The following is a 13,119-nucleotide window of genomic DNA, read 5'->3' as shown; positions in this document are numbered from 1 at the left end:
GGACCACCATGACCGCGACCAATCCCACCCTGCCCTCCGTTCCAATGTGGCGCATTCATGCACTGCGGTTCCTGTTCCTGCTCATGGCCGTGGTGATGGGCACGGGCGTCTGGGGCCAGATGCTGTTCCAGCCCGAACCCTGGCCCTCCAGCCGGATCATCGCCAAGACCATGCTGGGGGCCCTGGCGGTGATGAGCCTGCTGGCCGTTCGCTATCCCCTGCAAATGCTGCCGCTGATGGTTTTCGAGATCATCTGGAAGACCACCTTCATTCTGCTGTTCTTCGTCCCTGCCTGGCTCAAGGGCGCGGTGCCACCCGATATGCAGATCCTGTTCTGGGAATGCATCGGCATTATCGTGGCCTATTTCATCGTGCCCTGGCGCTACTTCTGGGTCCGCTATTTCAACCAGCCTGCGGAGCCGTGGCGCAAGGCTGGATGAGGTGAAAGCTGACCAGATCTGCTGCCAGCTGGCGCATGGATCCAGCGATGTTCCGCCTTTAGCGAACCCGGTTTCGAACCACGCAAGGATTGCCTGATGACTACCGCCCAAGTTTCCTCCCTGCCCGCAGTCGCCATGTGGCGCATTCACCTGCTGCGGCTGCTCTATCTGCTGATGCTCACGGTAATGGGCCTTGGCGTGTGGAAATACCTTCTGTTCGCGCCGGATCATGGATCGATCGATCGGATGACGTCGGCATCGCTGCTTGGCGGGCTTGCCGTCGCTGCTGCGCTGGGGATCCGCTACCCGCTGCAGATGCTGCCGCTCTTGCTGTTCGAACTGATCTGGAAGACCGTTTACATCCTGGTCCTGTATACGCCGGCCTGGCTGGCTGGTGAGGTTACGCCTGACATGCATTCGCTTTTCCAACGATGCATCGGAATTGTGGCGCTCTATGTGGTGATGCCATGGGGCTATGTCTGGACGCGTTACTTCGCCCAGCCTTCGGAGCCGTGGCGCAAGGCCAAACCCTAGGCGCCGAAGATCAGCCAGCCATAGATCAGCGCCGTGGGATAGAAGGTCAGGCCAAAGCCGACCCCTCTCGCCCACGGTGCGATCATGTAGCCGATCAGGAAGGCCAGCCGACCGGCGCCGAAGAACGCCGCGACGATCGGCAGCAGCACGGGCGCGAAAGTGGGGACCGCCAGGGCGAAGGCGGGCCAGGCGATGATCACCAAGATCGCCTGCTCCAGCGTGTTGCGATTGTAGCGCAGCAGGATTTCGAGCCGATCCGGCACATTGCTGGCCTGTCCATCGATAATCCGGTCATCCGAAAACCGCATCGAGGCGGTCAGCACGATCCCGGCAGCGATGCACAGGCCGGGCACGACCAGCCAGCCGATGGCCTGGGCCAGCCGGTCGGCCACTTCCGGCAGGGGCGTGGCGGGATGGCCCAGCACCCACCAGCCCGCCAGGGCGATCGCCACGAAGACTGGCGCCTCGCTGATCGCGATGCGCCAGCGCACCGGCAGCGCCCCCATCAGATCAGCCCCGCGTGGGCCAGCCCGGCATCGACCGCGCGGCGGCTTTCCGCGCTGCATTGGACGAGTGGCAGGCGCACTTCCTCGTTCAGCCAGTCGCACACCCGGGTCAGGGCATACTTGACCGGACCGGGCGAGGCATCGGTGAACAGCGCCTGGTGCAGCGGGAACAGCCGCTCGTTGAGTTCATGGGCCCTGGCCCTATCGCCCGCCAGGGTCGCCGCCTGGAATTCGGCGCAGAGCCGCGGCGCGACATTGGCGGTGACCGAAATGCAGCCGGTCCCGCCCCCGGCATTGTACTGCAGCGCCATGTCATCGTTGCCGCACAGCTGGATGAAGCCCGGCCCCAGCGCCAGCCGGTGCGCGGTCAGCCGGGTCATGTCGCCGCTGGCATCCTTGATGCCCACGATCCGGCCGGGGAAGCGGCGGGCCAGCTCGATCACGGTCTCGGGCTTGATGTCGGTCACCGTCCGGCCGGGCACGTTGTAGAGCACGATTGGCAGGTCGACCCGTTCGGCCAGATAGGAAAAGTGCGCCAGCAACCCGGCCTGGCTGGGGCGGTTGTAATATGGCGCAACCATCAGCGCGGCGTCCGCGCCCAGTCCCTTGGCCTCCTGCATGTGCCACAGCGCGGTCTGGGTATCGTTGCTGCCACAGCCCGCGATCACCGGCACCCGGCCCGCCGCCGCCTCGACACAGACGGCGAACAGGCGGTGCTGCTCGTCATTGGTCAGGGTTGGGGCCTCGCCGGTGGTGCCGCAGGGGACCAGCGCGTTCGAACCTTCGGCAATCTGCCAGTCGACCAGCCGGCGAAAGGCCGCTTCATCGATTCCATCCCCGGCAAATGGGGTGACCAGAGCCGGAATCGAGCCAGAGAACATGGACATATCCCTTCCACTTGGCCCATAGATCGGGCCATCCGCGCCGCCGTTCAGCGCCTGATAAGGAGCCTTTGCCGAGAATGTCCAGCATGGTCCGCATGACTTTTGCTTTGCTGGTGGCAAGTCTGGCAATCGCTCCGGCCGCAGCAAGCGCGCAGGATGCCGCCGAATGGGACCGGGCCCGCGCCGCCCAGGCCACCGCCGCGCCCGGCGCCATGGCCCAGGCAATCAACCGCTGGCGCCAGCTCTCCGCATCGGACCTGTTCACGTTTGAGGACTATGCCGGGTTCCTGCTGACCTACCCGGGCTTCCCCGAAGAGGCCAAGCTGCGCGGCTATGCCGAACGCGCGCTGGACCGCGGCAATCCTGATCCGGCGCGGATCGCGGCCTATTTCGCGCGCTTCCCCGCCATCGGCAACGCCGCCCGCGCCCGCCATGCGCTGGCCCTGTTCGCGCTTGGTCGGCCAGAGGCAGCCGAGATCGGCCGCGCCGCCTGGCGGGGCGGGGCAATGAGCGATGCGAGCGAGGCCGCCCTGTCCGCCCGGCTGGCCAGCGTGCTGACCCCGGCCGATCACGATGCCCGGATGGACGCCCTGCTGTGGAGCAGCAACGCCGGCCAGGCCGAGCGCCAGCTGCTTTATGTTTCGCCTGCAGCCCGGCCGGTGTTCCTGGCGCGGCTGGGGCTGGTCAATGGCCGCAACCCGCTGATCGCGGATGTCGACCCCACTGCGCCGGAGATGCGCGATGCGGGCTATGTGTTCAACCATGTGCGCCTGCTGCGGGCCAGCGGTCGGGCCGATGTCGCTGCCCAGGTACTGGCCACCCGCCCGCCGCTTGCCGCCCCGCCGCGCGAGCCGCGCCGCTGGATTGCCGAACTGCTGGCCACCGCCCGCCGCACCGATGCCGCCACTGCCGTGCGGATCGCCGCCAGCATCGACGATACCTTTGCCCCCGGCACCGATATCAGCCGCGAATCCTTCGGCATCCGCGATGATTACACCTCGCTGATGTGGCTGGGCGGGACCAAGGCGCTCAACGAACTGGGCGATGGCGCCCGCGCCGCCACGCTGTTCTGGCGCTATGGCGCTGCCGCCCGCACCCCGCAGACCCGCTCCAAGGGGTTCTACTGGGCGGGCCGCGCCATGGCCCGCGCCGGGAACCTGGCCGAAGCCAACCGCTATTTCGAAATGGCGGCGCGGCATCCGGAGCATTTCTATGGCCAGCTCTCACTCGAACGGCTGGGCCGCGCCCTGCCCGCTTTCGACCGGGCGCCGCAGGCCGTGCCGACCGCCGCCGAGCGCACCGCCTTCAACGCCCGCCCCCTGACCCAGGCCGTGCGCGAAGTGGCCCGCGCCAGCGACTGGCCGACCGGCATCCGCTTCTTCCGCGAAATCGCCAACCAGGCGGAAACCGAAACCGATCACGTGCTGGTGGCCGACCTGGCGCGCGAGGTCGGCCGGCGCGATCTCGCCGTGATCCTGGCCCAGGCCGCCCATGTCGATGGCTATGGCGAGTTTCACAAGACCGGCTATCCACTGATGCCGGTCACGCCCGAAGCCAACTGGACCATGGTCCACGCGATCACCCGGCAGGAAAGCCAGTTCGCGATGAACGCGGTCAGCCATGCCGGGGCGCGCGGGCTGATGCAGCTGATGCCGGGCACCGCGCGCGAACAGGCCGGCAAGCTGGGCATGGTCTACGATCCCCAGGCGCTGATGAGCGATGCGGCCTACAACATCACGCTGGGCAACGCCTATTTCGTGCGGATGCTTGACTACTACAACGGCAGCTATCCGCTGGCCGTGGCCGCCTATAACGCCGGGCCGGGCAACGTGAACCGGTTCCTGCGGAGCAACGGTGATCCGCGCGATGGCACGATCGACTGGATTGAATGGATCGAGCGGATCCCGCTGTCGGAAACCCGCGGCTATGTGCAGCACGTGCTGGAAAACGCGGTCGTCTATGAAGCTATGCACCCCCAGCGCGCCCGGATGCGCGGACCCAATCCGCTGAGCCAGTTCATCGGCAAGCGCACACCGGGATGAGGCTTTGGGGATGAAGCCCGCCAGATGAAACCTGCCAGATGAAACCTGAAGGCCCGCCCATTACCCCAGCCGGCATGGCGGCGCTGCGCGCGCGCTATGACCACCTGCTCGGCACCGAGCGCCCGGCGATTGTCGAGATCGTCAGCTGGGCGGCCGGCAATGGCGACCGCAGCGAGAATGGCGATTACCTCTATGGCCGCAAGCGGATGCGCGAGATCGACCGCGAGCTGGCCCACCTCGCCCGGCGGATGAAGACCTGCCGCATGGTCGATCCGGCCCGGCAGGAAGACCGCAGCCGCGCCTGGTTCGGCGCGACGGTGACCATCGCCGACGAAGACGACAACCAGCGCACCCTGACCCTGGTCGGCGATGACGAACAGGATGCCGGCAAGGGCCTGATCGGCTGGTCCGCACCGTTGGCCCGCGCCCTGCGCGGCGCGGCGGTGGGCGATCTGCGCCGGGTCCATCTGCCCGGCGGCGAAAAGGAATGGGAAGTGCTGGCCATTTCCTATCCGGACGGCGCCAGCGGTTGAAAATGGCGGGGTTCATCCCCATATGCCGTCTATCGCGAAGTGACGCCCCCGTAAGCCTTCGCGGCTGAGAGACCTTGCGCTCCCGCTTACCAGTAGGAGCCCGACATGGATCTCAACTTCCAATATGCCCGCCACCAGCGCAGCCTGATGCTGGCGCAGTCCAGCACCTGTGGTGACGAACGGCGCCGGATGCTCGATCGGGCGGCACTGATCGCCGGCTCGATTGCGACCCACCAGACGGGCCTTGGCGCAACGGCCGCAACCGGCTGGAGCCTTGCCGCATGAGCCGGGCCATGAACCTCTCGCTCAGCGAGGCCGAAGTGCAGGCTGCCTGCCTCAAGGCCGATATCGTCATCAGCGCGATCGAACCCCTGCCCGGCACCGGCACGCACGTGGTCTGCCGGACATCGGAAGGCGCCGATGCCCTGCGCGATGCGCTGGGCCAGCACCTGATCGCCGGCAAGGTCAAGCGTTACGCCTTTTACCGGATCCCCAGTTCCTGGTGACGTAACAGGCTTTTCCGCGCGCCCGCTTTCTGCAAGGCTGCGGACCATGGCCGAGATCATCAACCTGCGCCTTGCCCGCAAGGCCCACAACCGCAGCAAGGCGGCGCAGCAGGCGACCGAGAACCGCGCGCTGCATGGCCGCTCGGGCGCGGAACGCCAGCGCCAGCAGGCCGAGGCCGAGCGCGCCGCGCGCCAGCTCGATGCGCACCACCGGGACAAGCCCTGATGCGCACCACTTATGACAGCGCGACAGTGCGGCTCTATCACCTCGACGGCGCCAGCGAAGGCGGCGCGGCGACGACCCTGGTCTATGGCCCGCTGGCCGAGGCCTTGCGGATCGCGGCCGAGCAACCCGCAGAAGTGCAGGATGGCCTGTTCATCGCGACCGACAACGATGTGGTCGCCTATCTCGACCTGATCGGGGAAGATTGAGTGCGGCCCGGCATCCTTCTGCTTTCCGCCCTGCTGTCGCTGGGCTTGGTGGCCAGCCCCGCCCAGGCGCGGGATTCGCTGGGCATGTTCGGCGAATGGGGCGCGTTCCGCGATCCCGCCGCGCCGCGCTGCTATGCCATTGCCATGGCCGCGCCATCCACCCTGCGGCGCGATTTCCAGCCCTTTGCCAGCGTCGGCACCTGGCCCCGCCAGAATGTGCGCGGGCAGGTGCATTTCCGCCTGTCGCGCAAGCTGCAGGCGGGCGCGCCGATTACCCTCACCCTAGGCGGCAACCGCTTCACCCTGGTTGGCGGCGGGGCCGATGCCTGGGCCGTGAACGCGCAGATGGACGCCGCGATCGTCGCCGCCATGCGCTCGGCCAAAGAAATGACCGTCAGTGCACGCGGTGCTGACGGGCGCGGATTTTCCAACACCTGGTCGCTTGATGGCGCAGCCACCGCGCTCGATGCGGCGGCTGTGGGTTGCGCCCGGATCCGCTGATGCGGCTGCGCTAGCCAAACTGGCGCCGCGCCCCTATATGCGCGGCCCATGGCCGATACTGCTCTTATGCCGATCCCGGGTCTTGTCGATCCGGTCCCCACGCCGCGCGACGTGACCCCGCGCGAGGATGGCCGTGTCGACCTGATCGGCTTGCCGCGCCCGCGGATCGCCGAACTGTTCGAAGCGGCAGGCCTTGATGCCAAGGCGGCCAAGCTGCGCGCCAAGCAGGTGTTCCATTGGCTTTACCATCGCGGCGTCACCGATTTCGACGCGATGACCGATATCGCCAAGACCATGCGGCCCTGGCTGGCCGAACGCTTCGTGATCGGCCGTCCGGACATCGTGCTGAGCCAGCATTCGGAAGACGGCACCCGCAAGTGGCTGCTCAAGACCGCCGATGGCCACGAATTCGAGATGGTTTTCATCCCCGACGCGGATCGCGGCACCCTGTGCGTATCCAGCCAGGTCGGCTGCACGCTCAATTGCCGGTTCTGCCACACCGGCACGATGCGGCTGGTCCGCAACCTGACCGTGGGCGAAATCGTCGGCCAGGTGATGTTGGCCCGCGATGCGCTGGGCGAATGGCCCAAGGCCGGTCAGGCCGACCTTTCCGCGCTGGGTGACGATCTGGTCGATGACGATGGCGGCTATTCCGCCGACGGCCGCTTGCTGACCAACATCGTGATGATGGGCATGGGGGAGCCGCTCTACAACTTCGACAACGTGCGCGATGCGCTGAAGCTGGTGATGGATGGCGATGGCCTCGCCCTGTCGAAGCGCCGGATCACGCTTTCGACCAGCGGCGTGGTGCCGATGATGGCGAAGTGCGGCGAGGAAATCGGCGTGAACCTGGCGGTCTCGCTCCATGCCGTGACCAAGGACATCCGCGACGAGATCGTGCCAATCAACCGCAAGTATGGCCTCGAGGAACTGCTCCAGGCCTGCGCCGATTACCCCGGCGCCAGCAATGCCCGGCGCATCACCTTCGAATACGTGATGCTGAAGGACAAGAACGACAGCGACGAGCACGCGCGCGAGCTGGTTCGCCTGATCAAGCAGTACAAGCTGCCGGCCAAGGTCAACCTGATCCCGTTCAACCCCTGGCCCGGCGCGATCTATGAATGCTCCACGCCCGAGCGGATCCGGCGTTTCTCCGAAATCGTCTTTGAAGCCGGGATCAGCGCGCCAGTGCGCACCCCGCGCGGGCGCGACATCGATGCCGCCTGCGGTCAGCTCAAGACCACCGCGCAGAAGCTGAGCCGCGCCGAACTGGACCGGCTGGCCGAGGAAAAGCAGGCCGCGCTGGGCTGATTGCGCTGGCGATCCGGCGGCTCATCGCGGGAATGCCACGGTTCGCCACCCCATGAAATCTGCCGTTCAGCTTGGCGGGTGGATGCTGGCCCCCGAGTTTTTCGAAGGGGAGAACCAAGCATGTTTCGCAAGACCCTGATCGCCGCCACCCTGGCCACCGCCGCGCTGCCCACCGCCGCCGCCATGGCCGATCCGCCACGCTGGGCCCCGGCCCGCGGCTGGCGCGCCAAGAACGGCGATATCGCCTATCGCCGTACCGACAACGGCATCCGCTACTGGCAGGGCGATGACGGCCGCTATTACTGCCGCCGCGGCGATGGCACGGTCGGCCTGCTGGTCGGTGCCGCGGTCGGCGCGCTGGTCGGCCGCGCGATCGACACCCGCGGCGAACGCACCACCGGCACCGTGCTGGGCGCGGCCGCCGGGGCGCTGATTGGCAACGAGCTGGCCAAGGGCCCGACCCGCTGCCGCTGATCGGCCACCTCTCGGCCTAAAGTCCTCTTTCCCGAACCGGCCGGGCGTGTATGGGGAAACCCATGCTCCCGGCCGTTCTCATTACCGGCGCTGGCAAGCGCATTGGTGCCGTCCTCGCCCGCGCCTTTGGCCGGGCCGGCTGGCACGTGGTGCTGCACGTCCACCATTCGCCCGATGCCGCGCGCGAACTGGCCGCCACGCTCCCTTCGGCCGAGGTGGTGCAGTGCGACCTGCTGGATGGGCAGGCCGCGCTGGAGATGATCGCCGCTGTCGCTGCCCGGCTGGATGACTGGCGCATGCTGATCAACTGCGCCGCCGTGTTCCGCTATGACGATGGCGCCGCGATCGATCCCGGCGTCTTTGCCGAGGCGATCACCGTCAATGCCGAAACCCCCACCCGCATGGCTCAGGCCTTTTTGGCCAGTGCGCGCAGCCGGGGCGGCAAGCGGGTGATCCAGTTCCTTGACCAGAAGCTGCTCAACCCCAATCCCGATTTCTTCAGCTATACCATGGCCAAGCAGGCTTTTGCTTCGGGCGTGACCATGCTTGCCATGGCGCAGCACGATCCCGCCACGCGCGTCTATGGCCTGGCCCCCGGCGCGATGATGCCCAGCTTCGATCAGCGCGAGGAAGAGCATGAGGCCAGCGGGCGGATGAACCTGCTGCAGCGGCTGACCGAGCCGCAGGAACTGGCCGATGCCGCGCTGTTCCTGGCCGAAGGCTGGGCGGCCAGCGGCCAGACGCTCTACATCGATTCCGGCCAGCACCTGCTGGCCCAGTCGCGCGACGTGCTGTTCCTCGCCCGGGAAGCCTGATGCTCGAAGCCTTTTTCGCCTCCACCGCCGTCGTCGCCCTGGCCGAAATCGGCGACAAGACCATGCTGCTGGCGATCGTGCTGGCCGCCCGGCTGCGCGCGCCGGTGGCCATCCTGCTGGGGATCCTGGTGGCGACGCTCGCCAACCACGCGCTTGCCGCGCTGGTCGGCAGCCAGGTCGCCGGGCTGATCGACGCGCCGTGGTTCCGCATTGCCGTGGCGCTGGGCTTCATCGCCATGGCGGCCTGGACCCTAGTACCCGACAAGCTGGACGATGACGATGACAGCGCGGCCCACCGGGGCAGCGCCTTCCTGACCACGCTGGTCGCCTTCTTTCTGGTCGAGATGGGCGACAAGACCCAGGTCGCCACCATTGCGCTCGGCGCACAGTATCACAGCGTGATCATTGTTGCGGCAGGCACCACGCTGGGCATGATGCTGGCCAATACGCCAGCGGTGTTCCTGGGCGAAAAGCTGGTCGAGAAGGTCTCGCTCAAGCTCACCCGCACCCTTGCCGCGCTACTGTTCCTGGTCCTGGGCCTGTGGCAGCTGGCCGAAACGCTGGGCTGGCTCGGGTAAATACGTGGTTGCGCTGATGGGCAGGTGCGATAGGTTCCTGCCCCATGTGGCTGCTCGGCAAAATGCTCGGCAGGCTGATCCGCAGGGGTCAGCTGATCGTCACCGACCATGATGGCCGGGAGTACCGCTTTGGCGATCCGGCCAGCAGTCCCCTGCGCATCCGCCTGACCGACAGCAAGGCCGCCTGGCACATCGCCCGCGATCCCCGGATCGGCACGGGTGAGGCCTATATGGACGGGCGGCTGGTGATCGAACCACCGCACGACGTGCGCGATTTCATCCTGTTCGTGATGAGCCAGGGCGATGGCGGCGCGGTGCGTGCCGCGAGCCCGCTGCGCCGCCTGGCTGACCGGATCGGTTCGGTCCTTGACCAGAACAATTACCGCGCCCGCGCCCGCCAGAACGTCGAGCACCACTATGACCTGAACCGCCGGTTCTATGAGCTGTTCCTCGATGCCGACCGGCAATATACCATGGCCCTGTGGCGTGACCCGAATGGGACGCTGGAACAGGCCCAGATCGAGAAGAAGGCGCTGATCGCGGCCAAGCTCAGGATCGGACCCGGCCAGCGGGTCCTGGACATCGGTTCCGGCTGGGGCGGCTTCGCGCTGTTCCTGAACCGGCACTATGGCTGCGAGGTGCTGGGCGTCAGCCTTGCGCCGGACCAGGTTCAGTTTGCCCAGGAACGCGCCGCTGCGGCCGGGGTGGCGGACAAGGTCAAGTTCCAGCTGATCGACTATCGCGACGTGACCGACACCTTCGACCGGGTCGCCAGCGTCGGCATGTTCGAACATGTCGGCCTGCGCAATTACGACGAATACTTCGCCAAGTGCTTCGACCTGCTCAAGCCCGACGGGGTGATGCTGACCCACACGATCGGGCGGCTGAAAGGCAACGGCGGGACCGACAAGTGGAACCGCAAATACATCTTCCCCGGCCACTACCTGCCCAAGATCAGCCAGATGGCCGCATCGCTTGAGAACACCGGCTGGGAAATCGCCGACCTTGAAGTGATGCGCTATCACTATGCCCACACCCTGGCCGAATGGTACCGCCGCACCACGGCGAACCGCGAGGAGATCGTCGAGCTTTTTGACGCCCGCTTCTTCCGGATGTGGCAGTTCTACCTCGCCGGGGCCGAACAGGGCTTCCGCCACGGCCAGCTGGTCAACTTCCAGTTCCTGAGCACCCGGCGGCGCGATGCCCTGCCGATGACCCGCGACTGGATCGAGCGCGAGGCCGCCCGGCTGGTCGCGGCCGAGGCGAAGTTATCCGCCTGACGCCTGGTCGGGCCAGGCCTCGTTCATGGCCTGCCAGCTCAAGGCCACCAGCGCCTCCAGCACGGCCAGGTCCACGTCGGCCAGCTTGGTGATGTAGAGGCAACTCTTGCCGGTCTTGTGCTTGCCAAGGCGCGCGAACAGGGCGTCGGCCTCGGCCTGGTGATTGCAGTAATTGCCCATCAGGTAGACCGTCATCGCCGCCTTGCGGGGTGAGAACCCGGCGCGGCACATGGTCCCCTCCCGGCCGCTGTCATAGCGATAGCTGTAGCTGCCATAGCCGATGATCGAAGGACCCCACAGCTGCGGCTCATGCCCGGTGACCCGGCGATGCAGCGCATCGATAACCGCCGCCGCCTCGCGCCGCCGGGCATCCGGCACGGCGGCGATGAAGTCAGCCACGCTGGCCGTAGTCGGCTTGGTCTTGAGTTCTGCCTTGGCCATCGGCTTGCCCTCCCGCCCCCCTTGGCTTAGGGGCCGGGGCGAATCCTATCAGCAGACCAGCGGAATTCCAGCCATGAGCGACATCAAGCGTGTAGTCCTCGCCTATTCGGGCGGCCTCGATACCTCGGTGATCCTGAAGTGGCTGCAGGTGACCTATGGCTGCGAAGTGGTGACTTTCACCGCCGACCTGGGCCAGGGCGAGGAGCTGGAACCGGCCCGTGCCAAGGCCAAGCTGATGGGCGTGCCCGATCACCACATCTACATCGATGACCTGCGCGAGGAATTCGTGCGCGATTTCGTCTTCCCGATGATGCGCGCCAATGCCCGCTACGAAGGCGATTACCTGCTGGGCACCTCGATCGCTCGCCCGCTCATTTCCAAGCGCCTGATCGAGATCGCGCGCGAAACCGGTGCCGATGCCGTGGCCCACGGCGCGACCGGCAAGGGCAATGACCAGGTCCGGTTCGAACTGTCGGCCTATGCGCTGGAACCCTCGATCAAGGTGATCGCCCCCTGGCGCGAATGGGACCTGACCAGCCGCACCGCGCTGATCGCCTGGGCCGAAGCGCACCAGATCCCGGTGCCCAAGGACAAGCGCGGCGAAAGCCCGTTCTCGACCGACGCCAACCTCCTCCACACCTCGTCCGAGGGCAAGGTGCTGGAAGATCCGTGGGAAGAAATCCCGGACTATGTCTATTCGCGCACGGTCAACCCGGAGGACGCGCCCGACGCGCCCGAATACATCACCATCGATTTCGAACGCGGCGATGGCGTGGCGCTGAATGGGCAGGCGATGTCGCCCGCCACGCTGCTGGCCGCGCTCAACGATCTTGGCCGCAAGCACGGCATCGGCCGGCTCGACCTGGTCGAGAACCGCTTCGTCGGCATGAAGAGCCGCGGCATGTACGAGACCCCGGGCGGCGAGATCTATGCCCGCGCCCACCGCGGGATCGAATCGATCACGCTCGATCGGGGTGCCGCGCACCTCAAGGACGAGCTGATGCCGAAGTATGCCGAGCTGATCTACAATGGCTTCTGGTTCGCGCCTGAGCGCGAGATGCTGCAGGCGGCGATCGACCACAGCCAGGCCAAGGTTTCGGGCACGGTGCGGCTGAAGCTCTACAAGGGCAATGCCAGCGTGGTGGGCCGCAAGAGCTCCAACTCGCTTTACAGCGAACGCCACGTCACCTTCGAGGATGATGCCGGCGCCTATGACCAGAAGGACGCGGCGGGCTTCATCAAGCTCAACGCGCTCCGGTTGCGCCTCTTGGCCCAGCGGGATCGGTAAAAAACCGCGCCAAATGACGGTGCGAATTGATTCTGTCCACAGCACCAGACCACTTATCCACGGCCAAAGCGGGCATCTGTGGATAAGTGAGTCATTTTCTGCTTGCGCGACTCGGTATTGAGGCGCAGCTTTCAGGTGTCGGAAGGCTAGACCGAACCGGAACTTCCAGCGGGAAACCGCTGAAAGGAAAGGGGAAAACGCAACCTTCAGATGCTGGCAGCGATGCCCGCAGCAGTGTCGGAAAACACGCGGGAAAAGCTCTTCGGAGCGGCTCACGCGAACCGCAGATGCAGCGAGCGGCGCGCGGTCGGGAAGACTGCTCCAGGCAGTCGGGACGGCAGACAGAAAGCCGGGCTTCGGCCAGGCAGAAGGAAAGCCGGAAACGACAGGTCGGGCAGCGGTCACGGAACCGCCAGGCGGCACGGGGAAGGCACGATCGGCTTGCCGAGAAACGCCAGAACCGCCGCCTGACGGAACCGGACGCCGGAAGCGAACCGGACAAGGAACGCCGGCTCTCACGAGCCACCGGAATGTGCGAGACAGTGGGGAATGCA

At 66.5% G+C, this 13,119-nt stretch carries 18 protein-coding genes; 15 read left to right on the top strand and 3 right to left on the bottom strand.

All coding sequences use genetic code 11. The features are described 5' to 3' along the window. Positions 1-8: 8 nt before the first annotated feature. Both O9281_RS03865 and O9281_RS03860 read left to right on the top strand, forming a co-directional pair. Positions 9-440, top strand: a complete 432-nt coding sequence (locus O9281_RS03865) for a hypothetical protein (protein WP_298182996.1) — start codon at positions 9-11, stop codon at positions 438-440. Between the two features lie 96 nt (positions 441-536). Continuing rightward, entirely contained in the window at positions 537-974 is a 438-nt protein-coding gene (locus O9281_RS03860; RefSeq protein WP_298182993.1) for a hypothetical protein, read from the top strand. Here the strand turns inward: O9281_RS03860 and O9281_RS03855 are convergent. Continuing rightward, positions 971-1,480, bottom strand: a complete 510-nt coding sequence (locus tag O9281_RS03855; RefSeq protein WP_298182990.1) for an MAPEG family protein — start codon at positions 1,478-1,480, stop codon at positions 971-973. The genes O9281_RS03860 and O9281_RS03855 overlap by 4 nt on opposite strands. After that, positions 1,480-2,361, bottom strand: coding sequence for a 4-hydroxy-tetrahydrodipicolinate synthase (gene dapA, locus O9281_RS03850; RefSeq protein ID WP_298183904.1), 882 nt, complete (start codon positions 2,359-2,361; stop codon positions 1,480-1,482). Before dapA ends, O9281_RS03855 begins: the two co-directional genes overlap by 1 nt. Positions 2,362-2,477: 116 nt before the next feature. Here dapA and O9281_RS03845 point away from each other — a divergent pair, with 116 nt between their 5' ends. From O9281_RS03845 to O9281_RS03790, 12 genes are all read left to right on the top strand, one after another. Beyond that, positions 2,478-4,406: a lytic transglycosylase domain-containing protein gene (locus O9281_RS03845; RefSeq protein WP_298182987.1), complete on the top strand. Its 1,929-nt coding sequence runs from the start codon at positions 2,478-2,480 to the stop codon at positions 4,404-4,406. A 38-nt stretch (positions 4,407-4,444) separates the two neighbouring features. Beyond that, positions 4,445-4,939, top strand: coding sequence for a GreA/GreB family elongation factor (locus tag O9281_RS03840; RefSeq protein WP_298182985.1), 495 nt, complete (start codon positions 4,445-4,447; stop codon positions 4,937-4,939). A 105-nt stretch (positions 4,940-5,044) separates the two neighbouring features. Further along, positions 5,045-5,224, top strand: a complete 180-nt coding sequence (locus O9281_RS03835) for a hypothetical protein (RefSeq protein WP_298182983.1) — start codon at positions 5,045-5,047, stop codon at positions 5,222-5,224. Then, complete coding sequence (locus O9281_RS03830; protein ID WP_298182980.1) at positions 5,221-5,445, top strand: hypothetical protein; 225 nt, start codon at positions 5,221-5,223, stop codon at positions 5,443-5,445. Before O9281_RS03835 ends, O9281_RS03830 begins: the two co-directional genes overlap by 4 nt. Positions 5,446-5,491: 46 nt before the next feature. Next, positions 5,492-5,671, top strand: coding sequence for a DUF4169 family protein (locus O9281_RS03825; protein WP_298182977.1), 180 nt, complete (start codon positions 5,492-5,494; stop codon positions 5,669-5,671). Then, the gene (locus tag O9281_RS03820; RefSeq protein ID WP_298182974.1) at positions 5,671-5,877 is read left to right on the top strand and encodes a hypothetical protein; all 207 of its coding nucleotides are present in this window, start codon (positions 5,671-5,673) and stop codon (positions 5,875-5,877) included. Before O9281_RS03825 ends, O9281_RS03820 begins: the two co-directional genes overlap by 1 nt. After that, positions 5,878-6,378, top strand: a complete 501-nt coding sequence (locus O9281_RS03815; protein WP_298182971.1) for a hypothetical protein — start codon at positions 5,878-5,880, stop codon at positions 6,376-6,378. A gap of 48 nt (positions 6,379-6,426) precedes the next feature. Further along, positions 6,427-7,689 (top strand): 23S rRNA (adenine(2503)-C(2))-methyltransferase RlmN, encoded by a 1,263-nt coding sequence (rlmN, locus tag O9281_RS03810; RefSeq protein WP_298182968.1) that lies wholly within the window; start codon positions 6,427-6,429, stop codon positions 7,687-7,689. 120 nt (positions 7,690-7,809) lie between these two features. Beyond that, positions 7,810-8,163, top strand: coding sequence for a glycine zipper 2TM domain-containing protein (locus tag O9281_RS03805; protein ID WP_298182966.1), 354 nt, complete (start codon positions 7,810-7,812; stop codon positions 8,161-8,163). A gap of 62 nt (positions 8,164-8,225) precedes the next feature. After that, positions 8,226-8,978: an SDR family oxidoreductase gene (locus O9281_RS03800; protein WP_298182963.1), complete on the top strand. Its 753-nt coding sequence runs from the start codon at positions 8,226-8,228 to the stop codon at positions 8,976-8,978. Continuing rightward, entirely contained in the window at positions 8,978-9,556 is a 579-nt protein-coding gene (locus O9281_RS03795) for a TMEM165/GDT1 family protein (RefSeq protein WP_298182961.1), read from the top strand. The genes O9281_RS03800 and O9281_RS03795 overlap by 1 nt, the downstream gene beginning before the upstream one ends. Before the next feature lie 44 nt (positions 9,557-9,600). Next, positions 9,601-10,836: a cyclopropane-fatty-acyl-phospholipid synthase family protein gene (locus O9281_RS03790; protein ID WP_298182958.1), complete on the top strand. Its 1,236-nt coding sequence runs from the start codon at positions 9,601-9,603 to the stop codon at positions 10,834-10,836. On the opposite strand, the gene O9281_RS03785 is transcribed toward O9281_RS03790, so the two are convergent. After that, a complete protein-coding gene (locus O9281_RS03785; RefSeq protein ID WP_298182955.1) occupies positions 10,825-11,277 on the bottom strand; it encodes a DUF1801 domain-containing protein in 453 nt (150 codons plus the stop codon). The genes O9281_RS03790 and O9281_RS03785 overlap by 12 nt on opposite strands. Positions 11,278-11,350: 73 nt before the next feature. Between O9281_RS03785 and O9281_RS03780 the strand changes: the two genes are divergently transcribed. After that, on the top strand, positions 11,351-12,565 hold the full coding sequence (locus tag O9281_RS03780; RefSeq protein WP_298182952.1) for an argininosuccinate synthase: 1,215 nt from the start codon (positions 11,351-11,353) through the stop codon (positions 12,563-12,565). The last annotated feature ends 554 nt before the right edge of the window (positions 12,566-13,119 follow it).

Origin of the sequence: Novosphingobium sp., assembly GCF_027531025.1 — a bacterium.
GTDB lineage: Bacteria > Pseudomonadota > Alphaproteobacteria > Sphingomonadales > Sphingomonadaceae > Novosphingobium.
The sequence above is the reverse complement of the archived record's forward strand: the minus strand, read 5'-3'. Positions and strand labels throughout refer to the sequence as shown.

Excerpts from the sequence above, each read along its gene's own strand:
- O9281_RS03865 (WP_298182996.1), top strand. The coding sequence starts at position 9 with ATGACCGCGACCAATCCCACCCTGCCCTCCGTTCCAATGTGGCGCATT.
- O9281_RS03860 (WP_298182993.1), top strand. The coding sequence starts at position 537 with ATGACTACCGCCCAAGTTTCCTCCCTGCCCGCAGTCGCCATGTGGCGC.
- O9281_RS03855 (WP_298182990.1), bottom strand. The coding sequence starts at position 1,480 with ATGGGGGCGCTGCCGGTGCGCTGGCGCATCGCGATCAGCGAGGCGCCA.
- dapA (WP_298183904.1), bottom strand. The coding sequence starts at position 2,361 with ATGTTCTCTGGCTCGATTCCGGCTCTGGTCACCCCATTTGCCGGGGAT.
- O9281_RS03840 (WP_298182985.1), top strand. The coding sequence starts at position 4,445 with ATGAAACCTGAAGGCCCGCCCATTACCCCAGCCGGCATGGCGGCGCTG.
- O9281_RS03835 (WP_298182983.1), top strand. The coding sequence starts at position 5,045 with ATGGATCTCAACTTCCAATATGCCCGCCACCAGCGCAGCCTGATGCTG.
- O9281_RS03830 (WP_298182980.1), top strand. The coding sequence starts at position 5,221 with ATGAGCCGGGCCATGAACCTCTCGCTCAGCGAGGCCGAAGTGCAGGCT.
- O9281_RS03825 (WP_298182977.1), top strand. The coding sequence starts at position 5,492 with ATGGCCGAGATCATCAACCTGCGCCTTGCCCGCAAGGCCCACAACCGC.
- O9281_RS03820 (WP_298182974.1), top strand. The coding sequence starts at position 5,671 with ATGCGCACCACTTATGACAGCGCGACAGTGCGGCTCTATCACCTCGAC.
- rlmN (WP_298182968.1), top strand. The coding sequence starts at position 6,427 with ATGGCCGATACTGCTCTTATGCCGATCCCGGGTCTTGTCGATCCGGTC.
- O9281_RS03805 (WP_298182966.1), top strand. The coding sequence starts at position 7,810 with ATGTTTCGCAAGACCCTGATCGCCGCCACCCTGGCCACCGCCGCGCTG.
- O9281_RS03800 (WP_298182963.1), top strand. The coding sequence starts at position 8,226 with ATGCTCCCGGCCGTTCTCATTACCGGCGCTGGCAAGCGCATTGGTGCC.
- O9281_RS03795 (WP_298182961.1), top strand. The coding sequence starts at position 8,978 with ATGCTCGAAGCCTTTTTCGCCTCCACCGCCGTCGTCGCCCTGGCCGAA.
- O9281_RS03790 (WP_298182958.1), top strand. The coding sequence starts at position 9,601 with ATGTGGCTGCTCGGCAAAATGCTCGGCAGGCTGATCCGCAGGGGTCAG.
- O9281_RS03785 (WP_298182955.1), bottom strand. The coding sequence starts at position 11,277 with ATGGCCAAGGCAGAACTCAAGACCAAGCCGACTACGGCCAGCGTGGCT.
- O9281_RS03780 (WP_298182952.1), top strand. The coding sequence starts at position 11,351 with ATGAGCGACATCAAGCGTGTAGTCCTCGCCTATTCGGGCGGCCTCGAT.